This window comes from Streptomyces sp. PCS3-D2 (assembly GCF_000612545.2).
Taxonomy (GTDB): Bacteria; Actinomycetota; Actinomycetes; order Streptomycetales; family Streptomycetaceae; genus Streptomyces.
On record NZ_CP097800.1, the window covers coordinates 1,012,992 to 1,033,378 of the forward strand.

A 20,387-nucleotide genomic window follows, 5' to 3' on the forward strand; every position below is an offset into this window, starting at 1 on the left:
TCTGGGGCTGGGGGCAGGACTTGGGCGATCTGCGTTTCTCATTACTCGGTCTGATGCGGGCTCACCGGGGCGGTACCGCACTCAAGACAGGCAGTCCGCAGCAGCAGGCGATGCTGGCCGTCCTCCTGTTGCGGCCTGGGCACTCGGCCAGCGCCACCGAGCTCATCTCGGCGCTGTGGGGCGAGGAACCGCCGGGCGCGGCGATGACCACCGTGCGCACCTACGCGTGGCGGTGGCGCAAGGTGCTGGACGCCGGGGCCGGTGACGGCGCGGGGGACACGGCCGGGAACGACCGGCCCGCGTCGAGCGTGCTGGTGTCGATGGGGGACGGCTACCGGCTGGTGCTGCCGAAGCTCGCGGTCGACGCCGCGGAGGCGGAGTCGCTGGCCGCCGAGGCGGAGCGCACCGCGCGGGCCGATCCACTGCGCGCCCGGGACCTGCTCAACCGGGCGCTGGAACTCTGGCAGGGCGAGCCGTTGGCCGGCGTACCGGGCCCGTTCGCGGAACGGCACCGGCAGCGGCTGGAGGAACTGCGGCTGACGTTGCTGGAGGAACGCATCGGGCTGGACCTGACGCTCGGCCGCTATGCACGCTGCATCCCCGAGCTGACCGCCCTGACCACGGAGCACCCGCTGCACGAGCGGGCGTACGAGCTGCTGATGCGGGCGCTGTACCAGGCCGGACGGCAGGCCGACGCGCTGGCGGTGTACCGCGGGGTGCGGCAGCTCTTCCTCGCGGAACTGGGCGTCGCACCGGGCTCGGAGCTGGAGCACCTGCACCGCAGGATCCTGGAGGGCGATCCGTCGCTGGCCGCCCCGGATCCGGTCGCGGCGGCCCCCGGGGAACAGCTCGGGCGACCGCCGGAGCCGGCCCGGGAGAGGGCCGGCGCCGAAGACGGCACCGGGCACGGGTCCGGTCCCCGGGCGGCCGCACCGGACCGGCACGAGGAGAAGAAGGCCCAGGAGGCTGCGCCCAGACCGGCGCCCGCCCCTCCGAGACCGGCCCAGCTCCCGCCGGACGCCGCCGACTTCACCGGGCGCACCGCGCCGGTCCGGGTGCTGGACGAGGCACTCGGCACGCCCTCGGCACAGGCACTGGTGATCGCCACCGTCGTCGGGATGGGCGGCGTCGGCAAGACGGCGCTGGCCCTGCACGTGGCGCACCGCGTCCGTGCGTCCTATCCGGACGGCCAGCTCTACGTCGACCTGCGCGGCTCCGATCCGGTGCCCGCCGACCCCGAAGCGGTGCTCAGCGGCTTCCTCGTGGCACTCGGGGTGCCCGGCGACGCGGTGCCCGACGGGCTGGACGCCCGGTCGGCGCTGTTCCGGTCCGTCGTGGACGGGCGGCGGCTGCTGGTGGTGCTCGACAATGCCAAGGACACCGCGCAGATCCGCCCGCTCCTGCCGGGCGCGGTCGGCTGCGCGGTCCTCACCACCGGGCGGACCCGGCCGGCCGGGCTGCCCGCCACCGTCCACGTCGACCTGGACGTGTTCCACCCGTCCGAGGCCCTGGACCTGCTCGGCCGCACCATCGGGGCGGACCGGCTCGCCGCCGAACGCGACGCGGCGCTGGAGTTGGTGGTGGCCTGCGGACACCTGCCGCTGGCGGTCCGGATCGTGGCCGCGCGGCTCGCGGCCCGCCCCGGGTGGACGGTGGAGACGCTCAGCCGCCGACTCCAGGTGGAACGGCGGCGGATCGACGAGCTGCGGATCGGCGACCTCGCGGTGGCCGCCGCCTTCGAACTGGGCTACCGGCAGCTCACCGCCGCGCAGGCCCGGGCGTTCCGGCTGGTCGCGTCCGTCGACGGGCCGGACATCGGGCTGCCGGCCGCCGCCGCTCTCCTCGATCTCGACGAGTACGACGCCGAGGACCTGCTGGAGGCTCTGGTGGACGTGGCGATGGTGGAGTCGCCGTTCCCCGGGCGCTACCGCTACCACGACCTGCTGCGCGCCTTCGCCCGGCGGCGCCCGGTTCCGGAGGCGGACCCCCCTGCCGCGGCGGGCGGTGCGATGGACTGCGGGGAGGCGGTTGCGGCCCGCGACCGGTTGTTGGACCACCTGCTGGCCACGGCCTGCACCGCTTTCCAGCACGCGGTTCCCGGTGATCCGGCGGCGGGCGCGCTGGGACCGGCCCGGTCGCCGGGGGTGCCGCTGAGCGGGTGGGACGCGGCCCGGGAGTGGACGGCGGCGGAGCGTGCAGGTGCGGTGGCGCTGGCGGCCCAGGTCGCAGCCGACGCGGGACCGGCGGACGGCACGGCGGGCACGGCGGGCACGGCCCCGGACGGCTTCCGCACGTCGGCGCTGCGCGCCGCGATCGACCTGCTGATCGCGCTCACCCCGTTCGTGCTCACCCCACCAAGTCGGCAACTCGCCGCCACCGCCGACGCGCTGGCCGAGGCGGCGACGCGGCACGGCGACGTACGGGCCGCCGGACGTGCGCACTTCCTGCGCGGGAACGTCGCCCTGGCGGCGACCCGGCTGGACGCCGCCGAGGCGGCCGCGCGCCGGGCGGTGGACGCGGCACGGACCGCCGGCGACACCGTGATCCTCCGCCAGGCGCTCAACGACCTCGGACTGATCTGCCAGTTCCTCAGCCGCTACGACGAGGCGGTCGACCACTACGACGAGGCGCTGCTGCTGGCCAACGAACTCGGCCACCGCTCCGGCGCCCTGGTGACGACCGTGAACGCCGCGCTGGCGCGGGTGCGCAGCGGGCGGGCGGACGAGGCAGTGGAGATCTGTCACGAGGTGCTCGCCGAGCTGCGGACCCGGCAGGACGATCCGGGGCGTGCGTACACCCTGTACGTGCTGGGTCTGGCGCTGCACGGGCTCGGGCGGCACGAGGAGGCGGTGACCTGGTTCCGGGAGTGCCTGGCGGTGGCGACGGGAGCGGGGCTGCGGGACCGGGCCGCGCACGCGCGCTACCGGCTGGCGGACAGTCTGCGCTCGCTCGGCCGGGCCGACGAGGCACTCGACCACGCCGGGCGGGCGCTGCTGCTCTGCGAGGAGCTGGGGGCGGAGCGGGACCAGGCCCAGGCGCTGGTGGTGCTGGGCCGCTCGCTGGCGGACCTGGGGCGCGGGGCGGAGGCCGGGCGGCGGTTGCGGCAGGCGTACGAGATCTTCTGCCGGCTGGGTCTTCCGGAGGCGGCCGAGGTGGCCTGCCTGCTGGAGGAGTCGGCGCCGGCCCTGGCCGAACCCTGTGGGCTGGAGGCCTAGGAGGCCCCCGGTCGGGCGGGGCCGCCGGTGGCCGGGGTCAGGAGCCGGTGCTGTTCCAGTCCTTGTCGTCGGACGGGGAGGGGGAGGGCGCCGGGGCCTGCTGGGTGCTGACGGTGCCGCCGCCCTGCCCGCTGCCGCTGGTGTCGTCGGCCATCGCCGCGCCGGACGCGCCCAGGGCGATCAGGGTGCCGAGGCCGAGGCCCGCGACGGCCAGGCAGACCCGGGTGGCAACGTGGTTGTTCGCGCGGTTCGCCATGACTGCTCCCTGGGGGACGTCTTCCCTGGTGGGAAGGTGGTTTCCGGTTCTTCCCGGCGTGTTCCGGGCTGATGGGACGAGCATGGCAAGGCGCGTTCAACAGCCGATCGACGCAGGAGCACCGTGCGTCGATCGGCTTCGTTGACCGGTGCGCCGGGCGGAGCGTCGCACGGCGGCCGGTCGGGCCCCGGTCAGGCCCCCGGTCAGGCCGCCGCGCGGATCTGCAGGGTGCAGCACTTCACGCTGCCGCCGCCCTTGAACAGCTCGGAGAGGTCCACCCCGATCGGCCGGAAGCCCCGCTCGCGCAGCCGGGCCGCGACGCCGGTCGCGGCCGCCGGCAGCACCACGTTGAGGCCGTCGCTGATCAGGTTGAGGCCGAACACCGCCGCGTCCGCCTCCTCCACGAGCACCGCGTCCGGGAAGAGCCGGCGCATCACCTCCCGGCTGCCCGCCGAGAACGCGCCCGGGTAGTAGACGACTTCGTCGTCGTCGAGCACCGCGAGCGCGGTGTCGAGGTGGTAGAAGCGCGGGTCGACGAGGTCCAGGCCGACCACCGGGCGGCCGAGGAACTCCTGCGCCTCCGCATGCCCCGCGCTGTCGCTGCGGAAGCCGCGCCCGGCGAGCAGGTGGCCTCCGGTCAGCAGCAGGTCGCCCTCCCCCTCGTTGACGTGCACCGGGTCGTGGGTGGCGAATCCGTTCGCCCGGAACCACTCCAGGTACGCGGGGCCCTCGGCGGCCCGCTCGGCGTTGCGGAAGCGGGCCCCGAGGACGCGGCCGTCGACGACGGTGGCGCCGTTGGCCGCGTAGACCATGTCCGGAAGGCCGGGCAGCGGGGCGATCAGATCGACGCGGTGGCCGAGTTCGACGTACAGCCCGTACAGCCGCTCCCACTGGGCGACGGCCAGGCCGGTGTCGACGGGCTTGGTCGGGTCCATCCACGGATTGATCGCGTAGCTGACCTCGAAGTGGGTCGGACGGCACATCAGGAAGCGGCGCGGGCGGGCTGTGCGGGTCATGGGGGCTCCGGAAGGGTACGCGCGGGGTGCGGGGCAGGGAGGTGCGGGCGGGAGCGGTGCCGGTCAGGCCCGCTCGGGACGCTCGGGGAAGCTGCGCAGGCCACGGAGCGGGCCGGCCAGTAGGACCAGGCCGGCCGAGAGCAGCACGCCAGCCATGATCCAGAGGGTGGTGCGGGCGCCGAGCAGCTCGCCCAGCCAGCCCCCGAGCAGGGCGCCCACCGGGATGGCGCTGAAGTTGACGGTGGAGGCGCTGGCCCGGATCCGGCCGATCATCGCGGGCGGGCAGTAGGCCTGGTAGAAGCTGCCGGCGATGACGTTTCCGGCGATCACCCCGCACACCGCGACCGACCAGGCCAGGGCGCTCACGGCCAGTGGCAACTGCTCCCCCGCCATCGGCAGCAGGAGGATGAACGGCGCTCCGACCAGCTCGCAGAGCAGCAGACCCCGGGCCGTCCCGAAGCGGCGGGCGATCCGTCCGGCGAGCGCAGCACCGGCCAGGCCGCCGACGGAAACCACGGCGAAGACGGCGCCCACGCCGCCGGGCGTCACGCCCACGCTCCGGACCAGGAAGACGGTCTGCACGGCCTGGATGCCGTTGAGGCCGAGGTTGCCGACCGCCGCGAAGCTCGCCAGGCTGCGCAGGTAGGGGTCGTGCGCCAGGAAGCGGACGCCCTCTTTGATCTCGCGGAGGATGCCCCGCCGTTCGGAGACCGGCGGGGGCTTCTCCTCCGCCGTGATGGAGCCCACGCAGACCGCCGCCACCAAGTAGGTGAGCGCGTCGGCGAGCAGTCCGGTGACGGCGCCGAACGCCTGGGAGATCAGGCCGGCCAGGCCGGGGCCGGCGATTTCCGCCGCCGCGTCCCCGGAGCGCAGCTTGACGTTGGCCTCCAGCAGGTCGGGCTTGGCGACCAACAGCGGCAGCACGGCGCTGTTCGCGGTGGACAGGAAGACCTTGACCGCGCCGGCCAGGGTTGCCACCACCACCAGCTGGGCCATGGTCAGCATGCCCAGCCAGCCCGCCACCGGCACGCTGCCGAACAGCACGAACAGCAGCAGGTCGCATACCAGCATGACCTTCAATCGGGGCCAGCGGTCCACCCAGGCGCCGGCCAGCAGTCCAAGGAAGAGCCACGGCAGCCAGGCGGAGGCGGTCAGCAGGCCGACCATGAACGGCGAGGCCTCCAGCGTGACGACGGCCACCAGGGCGAGCGCGACGTTGCCGACGGCGGTGCCGAGGCCGCTGGTCGTCTCACCGATCCAGAGCTTGCGGAAATTGCTCTGCGCCCAGAGGCCCCAGCGGCTCTTCCGCGGCGCGTCCCCCTCGGGGGGAGACGGCGGTTTCACGGAGGCGGTGGTCATGGCGGGTCACTCTCCCAGCTTCTCGGCGAGCACGGCGGCGATCCGTGCGACGGGCTCCGGCTGCGTCATCGCGCCGTGCGTGCAGGTGATGTGGTGCTGCTCGACGCGGCCGTCGACGTACGGGTGCCAGGCCTCGCCGTAGGGCCAGTCGGCGGGCTTGTCCAGGGTGGCGCCGAAGAAGACGGCGTCCCCTCGGTAGCGGCCGGGCACGTGCTCGGCCATCAGCTTGGCGTTCTGCTCGAAGACGTCGGGCAGGACGGCTGCGGCCTCGCCGAGCAGGGCGGTGAGCTCTGCCTGGCCGCGGCCGTCGGCCGGGTCGTGGCCGAGGGAGGCGAGCAGCGCGGCGAGGGTGTCGACCGGGCCGTCGGAGGACGGATCGCCGTCGGCGGCTCGGCGGGCGGGGTCGGCGGGCAGGCCGTCGAGGAGCGCGAGCAGGGCGACCTCCTGGCCCGCCGCCTGGAGGGCGACGGCCATGGCCTGGGCGACGACCGCGCCGAACGACCAGCCGAGCAGGTGGTACGGCCCCTCCGGCTGGACGGCCCGGATCTGCCGCACGTAGTCCTCGGCGATCTCGGTGACGGAGGACGGGGAGCCGCCGCGCAGACCCCGCGCCTGAAGGCCGTGTACGGGCCGGTCCGGGTCGAGGTGGCGCAGCAGTCCGGAGTAGACCCAGCTGATGCCGGCGGCGGGGTGGACGCAGAACAGCGGGGCGGTGGTGCCGCCCGCGCGCAGCGGCAGCAGGACGTCGAGGGCGCTGCCGGAGCCGGAGGCGCCGTCGACGGACGGGGCAGGGGTGCCCGCCGGGTCCGTCGGGCCCGGGTGCCGGTCCAGGCGCCGGGCCAGGGCCGCCGCGGTGGGGGCTTCGAACAGCGCCCGCATTCCGGGGTCGGCGCCGAGTGCGGTGCGGATCCGGCCGAGCAGCTTCATCGCGAGGAGGGAGTGGCCGCCGAGGTCGAAGAACCCGTCGTCGATGGAGACCGGGCCGGGCAGGCCCAGGATCTCGGCGAAGAGGCCGCAGAGCAGTTCCTCGTGCGGGGTCCTGGGCGCCCGTCCGGTGGGGGTGGCGGGGAAGTCGGGGGCGGGCAGGGCCTGCCGGTCGACCTTGCCGCTCGCGGTCAGGGGCAGCGCGTCGAGCGGGACGAAGGCGGCCGGGATCATGTGACCGGGCAGCGACTCCGCGGCGAAGGAACGCAGTTCGGCCCGGTCGAGGGGGCCGTCCGGCACCACGTGGGCGACCAGCCGGGGGCCGGCGGCGCTGTCGTGGTGGACGGTCACCGTGGCGGCGAGGATCCGCGGGTGGCGGGTGAGCGCGTGCTCGATCTCGCCGGGTTCGATGCGGAAGCCGCGGATCTTGACCTGGTGGTCGGTGCGGCCGAGGTATTCGAGGTCTCCGTCGCGGGTGCGGCGCACCAGGTCGCCGGTGCGGTACATCCGCTCCCCCGGTGTGGACGGGTCGGCGACGAACCGTTCGGCGGTGAGCGCCGGGCGTCCGAGGTATCCGCGGGCGAGGCCGGTGCCGGCCAGGTACAGCTCGCCGGGAATCCCGGGCGGTACCGGGTTCAGGTGTTCGTCGAGGACGTGCGCGCGGGTGCCGAGGACGCTGCGACCGAGGGCCGGGCGGGAAGAGGCCGCGAACGGCTGGGTGAGCGCGTCGACGGTGGACTCGGTGGGGCCGTAGAGGTTGTGGGCGGTGGTGGCGGGCGCCTCGCGCAGACGGGTCCACAGGTGCGGGCCGACGGCTTCGCCGCCGAGCAGGACCACGCGCGGGGCGGGTGCGTCCAGCAGGCCCTCGTCCAGGAGCTGTTCGGCGTAGGAGGGGGTCACCTCGATGACGTCGACGGACTCCGCCCGCAGGTGGCGGACCAGGGCGGCGGCGTCGCGACGCAGGTCCTCGCCGATCAGGTGCAGTTCATGGCCGGCGATCAGCCAGAGCAGGCCGTCCCAGGAGGCGTCGAAGCAGAAGGAGGCGGTGAGTGCGACGCGGGTGCGGCCGTGCTCGCGCTCGGTGGCGCCGATCGGGCCGGTCGCGCAGCGGTGCGAGGCGAGGAGGGCGGCGATCGCACCGTGGCTGACCACGACGCCCTTGGGGCGGCCGGTGGAACCGGAGGTGTAGATCACGTACGCGGCGTCGGCGGCGGCCGCGCGGGGCTGCGGGTTCTCCGTGGCGGGGTGGTCGTTCCCGTCCTGCGGGACGGCGGCCAGGACGGGCAGGCCGGCGAGCAGTCCGGGCAGCGGCCAGCCGTCGGCGGTCACGGCCAGTGCGGGTGCGGCGTCGGCGAGCATGGCGGCGGTCCGGTCGGCCGGGTACGCGGCGTCCAGGGGGAGCGAGGCCGCTCCGGTCTTGAGTACGGCCAGCAGCGCGATCACGGTCTCCGCCGAGCGCGGCAGGGCCAGGGCGACGACCGTCTCCGGGCCGGCGCCCGCCGCCGCGAGGCGGTGGGCGAGGTGGTTGGCGCGGGCGTTCAGCTCGGCCCAGGTGAGCCGGGTGTCGCCGGCGACCAGGGCGGTCTCGTCCGGGGTGCGAGCCGCCTGGGCCTCGAAGGCGGCGGGCAGCAGCGGTACCACCGGCGGCAGCTGCGCTCCGGTCGGGGCGAGTGCGGCGCGTTCTTCGGCGGAGAGCAGGTCGGCCCCGCCGATGGGCAGGTCGGGCCGGGCCGCGACCGCCGTCAGCAGCCGGCCGAAGCGGACGGCGAGGGACGCTGCGGTCTCCCGGTCGAACAGGTCGGTGGCGAAGTCGATCGCGCACTCCAGCCCGGCGGGCGCGCCGTCGGCGCCGAAGGACTCGCCCACGGCGATGGAGAGGTCGAATTTGGCCGCGCAGCCGCCGACCGGCTCCACGGTGGCCGGCAGGCCGGCCAGGTCGAGCGTCCCGTCGCCGGGGCCGCCGGCCCCGCCCGTGCCCTGGAGCAGCAGCATGACCTGGAAGAGCGGGTGGCGGGCGAGGGAGCGGGCCGGGTTGAGTTCCTCCACGAGACGCTCGAAGGGCACGTCCTGGTGGGCGTGGGCGTCGAGCTGGGTCTCCCGGACGCGGCCGAGGAGCTCGGTGAAGGTCGGATCGCCGGAGGTGTCGGTGCGCAGGACCAGGGTGTTGACGAAGAAGCCGACCAGGTCGTCCAGCGCCTCGTCCGAACGCCCGGCCACCACCGAGCCGATCGGCACGTCGGTACCGGCCCCGAGCCGGGTCAGCAGCGCCGCCAGAGCGGCCTGCAGGGTCATGAACATCGTGACGCGGTGCTCCCGGGCCAGCCCGGCCAACGCCCGGTGCAGCTCCGCGCCGAGCGGCAGGACCACGCGGTCGCCGCGGTGGCTGCTGTCGGCGCGCCGTGGCCGGTCGACGGGGAGCGCCAGCTCCTCGGGGAGCCCTGCCAGGGCATCGCGCCAGTGGGCGAGTTGGCGGGAGGCCAGGCTGTCCGGGTCGTCCTCGTCGCCGAGCAGCTCGCGCTGCCAGAGCGCGTAGTCCGCGTACTGCACCGGCAGCGGCTGCCAGCCGGGCGCCGAACCGTCACGCCGGGCGGCGTAGGCGTCGGCCAGGTCGCGCAGCAGCGGGCCCATCGACCAGCCGTCGCCCGCGATGTGGTGGAGGACGAGGACGAAGAGGTGCTCCTCGGTGGTCAGGGGGAACAGGTGTGCCCGGACAGGGAGTTCGGCGGAGAGGTCGAAGGGGGTGGCGGAGCACTCGGCCACGGTGGCCGCCGGGTCGGCGGGCGGCGCGGTGCGACGGTCGAACGGAATCCGGGCCGCCGCGGGCGGGAGGATCCGCTGGCGGGGTTCGCCGTCCCGCTCGGCGATCAGTGTGCGCAGGATCTCGTGCCGGGCGACGAGGTCGCCGAGGGCGAGTTCGAGTGCGTCCGGGTCGAGCGGACCGGTGAGCCGCAGGGCGAGCGGGAGGTTGTAGAGGGCGCTGGGGCCCTCCATCCGGTCGATCAGCCAGAGCCGCTGCTGGGCGAAGGAGAGCGGCAGGTCGTCCGGACGCTCGCCGGCCGTCAGGGCGAGCCGGGCCGTGCCGCCGTCCAGCCGCTGGGCGAGGCCGGCGACCGTCGGCGCCTCGAAGACGTCCCGGACGCCGATCTCCGCCGCGAACACCGTGCGGACTCGGCTGACCAGTTGCATGGCGAGCAGCGAGTGCCCGCCGAGGACGAAGAAGTCGTCGTCGATCGAGACCTGCCCGGTCGCGCCGAGGACGTCGCCGAACAGGCCGCAGAGGAGTTCCTCGCGCGCCGTGCGGGCGGTCCGGCCGCCTGTGAAGAGCTGGAAGTCGGGGGCGGGCAGGGCGCGCCGGTCGACCTTGCCGCTGCCGGTCAGCGGCAGCGCGTCGAGGGTGACGACCGCTGCCGGAACCATGTGGGCAGGTAGCACCTGTGCAGTGAACCGCCTGAGTTCGAGGGCGAGTTCGGGGCTGGGTGCGGTGACCGCGCAGTGGGCGACCAGGCGGCGGTCACCCTCGGCGCTCTCGTGCGCGGTGACCACGGCCTGGCGGACGGCCGGGTGCCGGGTCAGTTCCTGCTCGATCTCACCGGGTTCGATGCGGAAGCCGCGGATCTTGACCTGGTGGTCGGTGCGGCCGAGGTATTCGAGGTCTCCGTCGCGGGTGCGGCGCACCAGGTCGCCGGTGCGGTACATCCGCTCCCCCGGCGCGAACGGGTCGGCGACGAACCGCTCCGCCGTCAGCGCGGGCCGGCCCAGGTAGCCGCGGGCCAGGCTGTCCCCGGCCAGGTACAGCTCGCCGGGGACGCCGGCGGGGACGGGGTTCAGGTACTCGTCGAGGACGTGTGCGCGGGTTCCGAGGACCGCGTGTCCCATGGTGGGGCGCTCCGAGTCGGCGTACGACTGGAGCAGGGTGTCGACGGTGCACTCGGTGGGTCCGTAGAGGTTGTGGCCGGTGGTGGCCGGGGCCTCGCGCAGACGGGTCCACAGGGCCTGGCCGATGGGTTCGCCGCCGAGCAGGACCACGCGCGGGGCGGGTGCGTCCAGCAGTCCTTCGGCGATGAGCTGTTCGGCGTAGGTGGGGGTGAACTGGACGGCGTCGAGGCCCTCGGTGCGGAGGTGACGGACCAGCGCGGCGGGGTCTCGGCGCAGGTCCTCGCCGATCAGGTGCAGTTCGTGGCCGGCGACCATCCACAGCAGGCTGTTCCAGGACGCGTCGAAGCAGAGCGAGGCCGTCAGTGCGGTGCGCAGCCGGCCGTGGGTCCGCTCGGGCTCGGCGAAGGTCTCCGCCCGGTGGGCGGCCAGCAGTCCGGCGATCGCACCGTGGCTGACCACGACGCCCTTGGGGCGGCCGGTGGAACCGGAGGTGTAGATCACGTAGGCGGCGTTGGCCGGCGTGACGCGCAGGGGCGGTGCCTCGTCGGGCCGGTCGGCCCAGTGCTGTTCGCCCGCATCCAGGACCGTGGCTCCGGCGAGGCCGTCCAGCGCCTCGGGCAGCGGCCAGGCGGCATCCGTGAGGACGGCCGCGGGGCGGGCGTCGGCCAGCATGTGGGCGGTGCGCTCCAGCGGGTACCCGGCATCCAGCGGGAGGAACGCCGCGCCGGCCTTGAGCACGGCGAGCTGGGCGACCACCGTCTGCGCCGAGCGGGGCAGGGCGAGCGCGACCACGTCCTCCGGACCGATCCCGGCGGCGGCCAGGCCGTGGGCGAGGCGGTTCGCGCGGGCATCCAGCTCGGCGTAGGTCAGCCGGGTCCCCTCGAAGACGAGGGCCGTCAGGTCCGGTGTGGCCGCCACCTGGGCGGCGAAGGCGGCCGGCACGAGGGGCTGGTCGGCGGGGAGCGGGCGACAGCCGCCGAGGAGTGCGGCGCGTTCGCCCTCGGTCAGCAGGTCCACCCGGCCGATCCTCAGGTCCGGCCGGGCCGCCATCGCGGTCAGCAGCCGTCCGAAGCGGTCCGCGATCGACTGCGTGGTCTCCCGGTCGAAGAGGTCGGTGGCGAAGTCGATCGCGCAGTCCAGTCCGGCGGGCTCGCCGTCCGGTCCGAAGAACTCCTCCAGCGTGACGTTGAGGTCGAACTTGGCGACCCCGGTGTCCGCGGGGAGCGCCTCGGTGCGCAGGCCGGCCAGTTCCGGCTCGCCGCCGGTGTTGGACTGGAGGACCATCGCCACCTGGAAGAGCGGGTGGCGGGCGAGGGAGCGGGAAGGGTTGAGTTCCTCCACGAGACGCTCGAAGGGCACGTCCTGGTGGGCGTAGGCGGCGAGTCCGGTCTCCCGGACGCGGCCGAGGAGCTCGGTGAAGGTCGGATCGCCGGAGGTGTCGGTGCGCAGGACCAGGGTGTTGACGAAGAAGCCGACCAGGTCGTCCAGCGCCTCGTCCGAACGCCCGGCCACCACCGAGCCGATCGGCACGTCGGTACCGGCCCCGAGCCGGGTCAGCAGCGCCGCCAGAGCGGCCTGGAAGGTCATGAACATCGTGACGCGGTGCTCCCGGGCCAGCCCGGCCAACGCCCGGTGCAGCTCCGCGCCGAGCGGCAGGGCGATCCGGTCGCCCCGGTGGTCGGCGCGGGCTCCGCGCGGCCGGTCGACGGGAAGGGTGAGCTCCTCGGGCAGGTCGGCGAGGTTCGCGCGCCAGTGGGCGAGTTGGCGGGAGGCCAGGCTGTCGGGGTCGTCCTCGTCGCCGAGCAGCTCGCGCTGCCAGAGCGCGTAGTCCGCGTACTGCACCGGCAGCGGCTGCCAGCCGGGCGCCGAGCCGTCACGCCGGGCGGCGTAGGCGTCGGCCAGGTCGCGCAGCAGCGGGCCCATCGACCAGCCGTCGCCGACGATGTGGTGGAGGGCGACGACCAGGACGTGTTCTTCCGGGCCGACCCCCAGCAGGGTGACGCGCACGGGCGGTTCGGCGGCCAGGTCGAAGGGGCGGCGGGCGGCCCGATCCACCTCTGCGTCCACCGACTCCGGTGCGCAGTCGCGCCGTTCGACGGGGAGGGCCCCGGTGGCCGGGGGGAGGACGATCTGGTGGGGCTCGCCGTCGTGCTCGGCGATCAGTGTGCGCAGGATCTCGTGCCGGGCGACGAGGTCGCCGAGGGCGAGTTCGAGTGCGTCCGGGTCGAGCGGACCGGCGAGCCGCAGGGCGAACGGCATGTTGTACAGCGCGCTCGGCCCCTCCATCCGGTCGATCAGCCAGAGCCGCTGCTGGGCGAAGGAGAGCGGCAGACGTTCGGGGCGCTCGCCCGCGGTCAGGGCGAGTCGGGCCGTGCCGCCGTCCAGCCGCTGGGCGAGGCCGGCGACCGTCGGCGCCTCGAAGACGTCCCGGATGCCGAGTTCGGCGCCGAGGACCGCGCGGACGCGGCTGAGCAGTCTGGTGGCAAGCAGTGAGTGGCCGCCGAGGGCGAAGAAGTCGTCGTCGGCGGAGACCGGTCCGGTGAGGCCGAGGACGTCGCCGAACAGGCCGCAGAGGATCTCCTCGCGCGCCGTACGGGCGGAGCGGCCGCCTGCGGCCGCCGCGAAGTCCGGGGCGGGCAGCGCGGACCGGTCGAGCTTGCCGTTGACGTTGAGCGGGAGCGTGTCGAGCGCCATGAAGGCGGCCGGGACCATGTGGCCCGGCAGGGCGGCCGCCGCGTGGGCGCGCAGCACGGCCGCGTCCAGCGGGGTGCGGGTCACGACGTAGGCGACCAGCCTGGTGCCCGCGGCGGCGTCCGTGGCGTCCTGGTGGGGCAGGACCGCGGCCTGCAGGACGTCGGGGTGGGCGGCGAGCACGGTCTCGATCTCGCCGGGCTCGATGCGGAAGCCGCGGACCTTGACCTGGTGGTCGGTGCGGCCCAGGTACTCGACGCTGCCGTCCGGACGGCGCCGGGCGAGGTCGCCGGTGCGGTACATCCGCTCCCCCGGTGCGCACGGGTCGGCGACGAACCGCTCCGCGGTGAGCGCGGGCCGGCCCAGGTAGCCGCGGGCCAGGCCGGCGCCGCTCAGGTAGAGCTCGCCGGGGACGCCGGGCGGGACGGGCCGCAGTCCGGCGTCCAGGACGTGTGCGCGGAGGTTGGGCAGCGGACGGCCGATGAGCGGGCGCGGGTCGCCTGCCAGCCGGTGGTGGAGGGCGTCGACGGTGCACTCGGTGGGGCCGTACATGTTGAGCACGATGGTGTCCGCGGCGGCGGTGAGGGTGGCGGAGAGCCTGTGGCCGAGGGCTTCGCCGCCGACCATCAGCAGGGCCGGCGGGCAGCGGTCGAGCAGTCCCTCCTCGAGCAGGCGCTCGGCCTGGCCGGGGGTGACGTCGAGGACGTCGGTGCCGGTAAGTTCGGCGTGGCGGACGATGGCGGCGGCGTCACGACGCAGGTCGTCGTCGAGCAGGTGGAGTTCGTGTCCGGCGACCATCCACAGCAGGGCCTCCAGCGCGGTGTCGAAGGAGAGCGAGGCGGCCTGGCCGAAGCGGAACCTGCGCGCCGGGTGGGCCCGCAGGGCGGCGGCGATGGTCTCGTCACGGTGGAAGGCGAACAGGTTGGCGAAACCGCCGTGACGGACCACGACGCCCTTGGGGCGGCCGGTGGAACCGGAGGTGTAGATCACGTAGGCGGCGTTGGCCGGCGTGACGCGCAGGGGCGGTGCGTCATCGGGCCGGTCGGCCCAGTGCTGTTCGCCCGCATCCAGGACCGTGGCACCGGCGAGGCCGTCGAGGACCTCGGGCAGCGGCCAGGCGGCATCCGTGAGGACGGCCGCGGGCCGGGCGTCGGCCAGCATGTAGGCGATCCGCTCTGCCGGGTAGTCGGCATCCAGCGGGAGGAAGGCCGCGCCGGCCTTGAGCACGGCCAGTACGGCGACCAGGGAGTCGGCGGAGCGGGGCAGCGCGAGGGCGACCACGTCCTCCGGGCCGGCGCCGGCGGCGACCAGGCCGTGGGCGAGGCGGTTCGCGCGGGCATCCAGCTCGGCGTAGGTCAGCCGGGTCTCACCGAAGACGAGGGCTGTCTCGTCCGGAGTCGCGGTGGCCTGGGCGGCGAACGCCTCGGGGACGAGGATGTCGGCGGTGCCCGGCCGGGCGGTGTCGTGCCACGCGGCCAGCGCGCTGCGGCCGGCCTCGCCCAGGACGTCCAGTTCCGCGACGGGGCGGTGCGGGTCCTCGGCGGCCTGGGCGAGCAGCCGCAGCAGGGCGTCGGCGAGGCGTTCGGCGGTGGCCCGGTCGAACAGGTCGGTGGCGAACTCCAGGCCGCCCTCGACACCGCCGGGGCTGCCGTCGGGGCGGTGGCGTTCGGAGAGGTTGAGCGTGAGGTCGAAGGCGGTCGTGGGCAGGCCGAGCGGCTCGTACGCGGTGCGGGTGCCCGGGAACTCGGGTCCGCCGCCGGCGGTGTTGTCGAAGGCGATCATCACCTGGAAGAGGGGGTGCCGGGCCAGGGTGCGGGCCGGGTTGAGCTCCTCGACGAGCCGTTCGAACGGCACGTCCTGGTGCGCGTAGGCGGCCAGGTCGGCCTCCCGGACCCGGGCGAGCAGCTCGGCGAAGGTGGGCCGGCCGGTGAGATCGGTGCGCAGCACCAGGGTGTTGGCGAAGAAGCCGATCAGGTCGTCGAGGGCCGGGTCGAGGCGGCCGGCCAGCGGCGTGCCGATCGGTAGGTCCTCGCCGGCGCCGAAGCGGTGCAGCAGGGTGGCGTAGGCGGCCTGGAGGACCATGAAGAGGGTGGCCCCGTGGGCTGTGGCGAGGTCGGCCAGGCGTGCGTGCAGGTCTGCGTCGAGTTCCAGCGGGACGACGTCACCGCGGTGGCTCGGGAGGGCCGGGCGGGGGCGGTCGAGCGGAAGCGGCAGTTCGTCCGGCAGTCCGGCGAGCGCCTGCCGCCAGTGGTCTAGCTGGCGGGAGAGCGCGGACTGCGGGTCGGTGTCGGCGCCGAGCAGCCGGTACTGCCACAGGGTGTAGTCGGCGTACTGGACCGGCAGCGGCTCCCACGCGGGCGGCTGGCCGCCGAGCCGGGCGGTGTAGGCGTCGGCGAGGTCGCGGAAGAGGGGTCTCAGGGACCATCCGTCGCTGGCGATGTGGTGCATCACGAGGAGCAGTACGTGCTCGTCGGGAGCCTCGGGCCGCAGGTAGGCGTGCAGCGGGACGTCGGCGGCGAGGTCGAAGGTGTGGCCGGTGAGCTCCTGTACCGGGCGGTCGGTGACGGTGAGCAGCGGGGCCGGCGGGGCGGGCAGGATCCGCTGGTGGGGGACGCCGTCGTGTTCGCCGAAGACGGTGCGGAGGCTCTCGTGGCGGGCGACGACGTCGTGGAGGGCGCCGTCGAGGGCGCCGGTGTCGAGCGGTCCGCTGAGGCGGAGCGCGAGGGTGACGTTGTAGGTGGCGGCGGGACCTTCGGCCTGCCCCAGGAACCACAGCCGGCGCTGGGCGAAGGAGACGGGCAGGTGCTCGGGCCGGGGTGCGGCGCACAGCGCGGGCCGGTCCGGGTCGGCGGCGAGCCGGTCGGCGAGGGCGGCGACGGTGGGGGCCTGGAAGAGGTCGCCGATGGCGAGTTCGGCGCCCAGTTCGGTGCGGGCCCGGCCGACCAGGCGGGTTGCCAGCAGGGAGTGGCCGCCGAGTTCGAAGAAGTCGTCGTCGATGGTGATGTCGTCGATGCCGAGGATGTCGCCGAAGAGCGTGCACAGGGCGCGTTCGCGCTCGTCGCGGGGGGCGCGGCCGGCGGTGTCGGCTCCGAGTCGGGGGGCGGGCAGGGCGCGCCGGTCGACCTTGCCGTTGGCGTTGAGCGGCAGGGCGGGCAGGACGACGACCGCCGAGGGGACCATGTAGCCGGGCAGCACGGTGGCGGCGAACTGCTTGATTTCGGCGGCCAGTTCGTGCTGCCCGTCGAGTGCGGCGGCGGTCACCGCGCAGTAGCCGACGAGCCGGGTGTCGCCGGGGCGGTCCTCCCGGGGGACCACGATGACCTGGCGGACGGCGGGGTGGCGGGAGAGCACGGCCTCGATCTCGCCCGGCTCGATGCGGAAGCCGCGCAGCTTGACCTGGCCGTCGATCCGGCCGAGGAACTCGATCGCGCCGTCGGCGCGGCGGCGCACCAGGTCGCCGGTGCGGTACATCCGCTCGCCCGGTGCGTACGGGTCGGCCACGAAGCGTTCGGCGGTCAGCGCGGGCCTGCGCCAGTAGCCGCGGGCGAGACCCGCGCCGGCGACGTACAGCTCTCCGGGGACGCCGGGCGGGACGGGCTGGAGCCGGGCGTCGAGGACGTGGGCGCGCATGTTGTCGAGCGGGGCGCCGATCGGCGGCCGGGGTCCGGTCAGGTCGGCGGGGCCGAGGGGGTGGTGGGTGGCGAAGGTGGTGGCTTCGGTCGGGCCGTAGACGTGGGCGAGCAGCAGGTCGGGGCAGTGGTCGAGGACGCGCTGCATGAGGGTGCCGGAGGCGGCCTCGCCGCCGGTGCAGACGGTCCGCAGGGCGCGGAAGGTTTCGGGGGCCTGCTCGGCAACGAGGTCGAAGAGGGCCTTGGTGAGGAAGGCGGCGGTGACGCCGTGACGGGTGGCGACGGCGTGCAGGGTGTCTGCGTCCAGATTGCCGGGCGGCGCGACGACGACGGTGCCGCCGGACAGCAGCGGCGTCCACAGTTCGTAGGTGGCGGCGTCGAAGGCGTGCGGGGAGTGCAGCAGGACCCGCCGGTGCCGGCCGTCCTGCCAGCGACGGTCGGCGGCGAGGTCGACGACGTCGCGGTGGCGCACGGCGACGCCCTTGGGGGTGCCGGTGGAGCCGGAGGTGAACATCACGTAGGCGAGCCGGTCGGGGTGGACGCCGACGCCGGGTGCATGGGCCGGGGCGGAGGCCTCGTCCCCGGGGCGGACCACGACGGCCTCGTGCGGGAAGCCGGGGTCGGCGCGGTCGGTGAGCAGGACCGGGGCGGCGGTGTCGGCCAGGAGGGCGGCCATCCGTTCCGGTGGCAGGCTCGCGTGCATGGGGACGTAGACGCCGCCGGCCTTGAGCACGGCCAGGGTGGCGATGACCAGGTCGACCGAGCGTTCCATCAGCAGGGCGACCGGGGACTCCGGGCCGACGCCGCAGGCGGCCAGGTGCTGGGCGAGCCGGTTGGCACGGTGGTCGAGCTCGGCGTAGGAGACGGTGCCGCCGTCGTGGGCGAGCGCGACCGCGTCGGGGGTACGGGCGGCCTGGGCCTCGAACAGTTCCGGCAGCGATCCGGTCGGGACGGGCGAGGCGGTGGAGTTCCACTCGTCGCGCAGCCGGGCCCGCTCCTCGGGGGTGAGGATGTCGAGGGTGCCGATCGGCGCCTCGGGGTCGGCGGCAGCGGCGGCCAGCAGTCGGCCGAGGCGTTCGAACAGGAGGGTGACGGTGGTGCGGTCGTAGAGGTCGGTGGCGTATTCGGCCGAGCCGGTGAGGCCGGCGGGGGCGCCGTCGGCGGTGTGCCGCTCGGTGATGCCGATGTTGAGGTCGAACTTGGCGACGCGCAGGCCGAGTTCCTCGGGCTGCGTCCGCAGGCCGGGGAGGCCGGCGAGTTCGCCCTCCTCGTGGTTCTGGAGCACGAGGAGGGTCTGGAAGAGCGGGTGGCGGCCGAGGGCTCGGGCCGGGTTCACCTCCTCGACCAGACGCTCGAACGGCACGTCCTGGTGGGCGAAGGCGTCGAGCTGGGACTCCCGGGTCCGGCGCAGGAGTTCGGCGAAGGACGGGTCCGCGGAGGTGTCGGTACGCAGGACGAGGGTGTTGACGAAGAATCCGACCAAGTCGTTCAGGGCCTCGTCGGAGCGGCCGGCGACACCGGTGCCGAGCGGGATGTCCGTACCGGCGCCGAGCCGGGTGAACAGTGCGGCGAGTCCGGCCTGGAGGACGGAGAAGAGGGTGGCGCGGTGCCGGATGGCCAGGTCCGCCAGTGCGGCGTGCAGTTCGGGGCCGTAGCCGAACGGCACGGCGTCGGCCGCTCCGGTCGGGGCCGGCGGCCGGGGGCGGTCCGTCGGCAGCTCCAGCTCCTCCGGGAGGCCGGCCAGGACGCCTCTCCAGTGGTCGAGCTGGCGGCTCATCATGCTGCCGGGGTCGCTTTCGTCGCCGAGCAGTTCGCGCTGCCAGAGCGTGTAGTCGGCGTACTGGATCGCCAGCGGCTCCCAGTCGGGGGCGGCGCCGCCGAGGCGGGCGGCGTAGGCGTCCGCGAGGTCGCGCAGCAGCGGGCCGAGGGACCAGCCGTCGCCGGCGATGTGGTGGAGGACGACGAGCAGCACGTGCTCGGCGGGCGGCTCGTCGGCGCCGGGCCGAGCCGGGGCGAGCGAGAAGACCGTGACCCGGATGGGCAGTTCGGTACTCAGATCGAAGGTGCGGGCGGCTGCCCGGTCCCGCAGGGCGGGGTAGTCGCCGGGTGCGCAGTGCACCGTCTCGAAGGCGATCGGTGCCTGTGCGGACGGCAGGACGTGCTGCACCGGAACTCCCCCGGCCGCCGGAAACACCGTGCGCAGGGCCTCGTGGCGGGCGACCACGTCACCCGTCGCGGCGCGCAGCGCCTCGGTGTCGAGCGTGCCGCGCAGGCGGACCGCGAACGGCAGGTTGTAGAGCGCGGTCGGCCCTTCGATCTGGTCGATCAGCCAGAGACGCTGTTGTGCGTACGAAACCGGGATCACGGTGCTTCCTCTGCTCACGTCACGGCGTGGATGGTGTGCGGGGTGTGCCTCAGGCGGGGACTGCGGTCGTCGGGCGCACCGTGGGCTGGCAGTCCAGGAGGTCCACGGGGCGGCCCATGGCGACGGCGATCTTCCGGTCGCCGCCGAAGGGGTCGCGGCCGTGTGCGCAGAGCACGTTGTCGACCAGCATCACGTCGCCCACCTGCCAGGTCTCTCGGACGGTGGCGGCGTCGTAGGCCGCGTTGAGGGCGTCCGCGTCCTCCCGGGAGAGGGGTTCGCCATCGCCGAAGCCGGTGTTGAAGGGCAGGCCTTCGGGTCCGAACTCCTCGACCATGGCCTCCCGGATGTCCGGATCGAGGGACCACTCGTTCCAGAAGGCCAGGTGGTTGAACCAGACCTCCTCGCCGGTCCGAGGGTGGTGGATCGTGGCCGAACGCAGCTGGCTGGTGCGCAGGTTGCCGTCCGGCTGCCACTCCCAGGCAATGCCGTTGTCCCGGCAGTACCGCTCGACGTCGGCCCGGTCCTCGGTACCGAAGGCGGTGCGCCAGCCGAGCGAGATGTAGTCCGAGAAGGTGCGGGTGAGCCTCCAGCCGGTGCTGCGGCCCCGTTCGACCAGGTGGTCGGGGAGGGCGGCGAGGACCTTGCGGACATCGGCGGTCGGGGTGGCGCCGCCGGTCGCGGGGGCGGTCAGGCAGGCGAAGAGCAGCCGGCCGGGAAAGGTCAGCGTGTAGCTGTTCTCGTTGTGCATCCGGATGGACTGGGCGGGCGGCAGGTCCGTGGAGGAGAAGACGCCGTCGCCGAAGTCGCTGCGCGGGGTGGCCTTCTCCCGGTACGGGGTGGGCTCGGGGATGAGCACGTCGCGTACGGCGGCGACGTCCGCGGCCTGCGCCACCGGCAGGCCGCGCAGGAAGATCGTGCCGTGCTCGTCGAGGGCGGCGGTCAGCGCGGCCTCGTTCTCGCGCAGCCACTCGCAGGCCTCGGCGAGCCCGGCGGTGGCGGGCACCTGGGCGAGGGCGGGGCGGCCGGGGTTCAGTTCCCAGTTCGGCATGGCGGCGG

General features: G+C 74.7%; 6 protein-coding genes. 1 reads left to right on the top strand and 5 read right to left on the bottom strand.

What is annotated here, in order from left to right:
• Positions 1-20 precede the first annotated feature (20 nt).
• Entirely contained in the window at positions 21-3,215 is a 3,195-nt protein-coding gene (locus tag AW27_RS04255) for an AfsR/SARP family transcriptional regulator (RefSeq protein WP_236647458.1), read from the top strand.
• A 37-nt stretch (positions 3,216-3,252) separates the two neighbouring features.
• Here the strand turns inward: AW27_RS04255 and AW27_RS04260 are convergent, their stop codons facing one another.
• From AW27_RS04260 to AW27_RS04280, 5 genes are all read right to left on the bottom strand, one after another.
• The gene (locus AW27_RS04260) at positions 3,253-3,471 is read right to left on the bottom strand and encodes a hypothetical protein (RefSeq protein WP_037916275.1); all 219 of its coding nucleotides are present in this window, start codon (positions 3,469-3,471) and stop codon (positions 3,253-3,255) included.
• A 203-nt stretch (positions 3,472-3,674) separates the two neighbouring features.
• Positions 3,675-4,487, bottom strand: a complete 813-nt coding sequence (gene ddaH / locus AW27_RS04265; protein WP_037916272.1) for a dimethylargininase — start codon at positions 4,485-4,487, stop codon at positions 3,675-3,677.
• A gap of 63 nt (positions 4,488-4,550) precedes the next feature.
• Complete coding sequence (locus AW27_RS04270; RefSeq protein WP_037916269.1) at positions 4,551-5,846, bottom strand: MFS transporter; 1,296 nt, start codon at positions 5,844-5,846, stop codon at positions 4,551-4,553.
• Between the two features lie 6 nt (positions 5,847-5,852).
• Positions 5,853-19,349: a non-ribosomal peptide synthetase gene (locus AW27_RS04275; RefSeq protein WP_078555837.1), complete on the bottom strand. Its 13,497-nt coding sequence runs from the start codon at positions 19,347-19,349 to the stop codon at positions 5,853-5,855.
• Positions 19,350-19,380: 31 nt separating this feature from the next.
• Entirely contained in the window at positions 19,381-20,379 is a 999-nt protein-coding gene (locus tag AW27_RS04280) for a TauD/TfdA family dioxygenase (protein ID WP_037918026.1), read from the bottom strand.
• Positions 20,380-20,387: the final 8 nt, after the last annotated feature.

What these genes read in the sequence shown, in the direction of transcription:
- AW27_RS04260 (WP_037916275.1), bottom strand. Translation starts at nt 3,471, where the DNA reads ATGGCGAACCGCGCGAACAACCACGTTGCCACCCGGGTCTGCCTGGCC.
- ddaH (WP_037916272.1), bottom strand. Translation starts at nt 4,487, where the DNA reads ATGACCCGCACAGCCCGCCCGCGCCGCTTCCTGATGTGCCGTCCGACC.
- AW27_RS04270 (WP_037916269.1), bottom strand. Translation starts at nt 5,846, where the DNA reads ATGACCACCGCCTCCGTGAAACCGCCGTCTCCCCCCGAGGGGGACGCG.
- AW27_RS04280 (WP_037918026.1), bottom strand. Translation starts at nt 20,379, where the DNA reads ATGCCGAACTGGGAACTGAACCCCGGCCGCCCCGCCCTCGCCCAGGTG.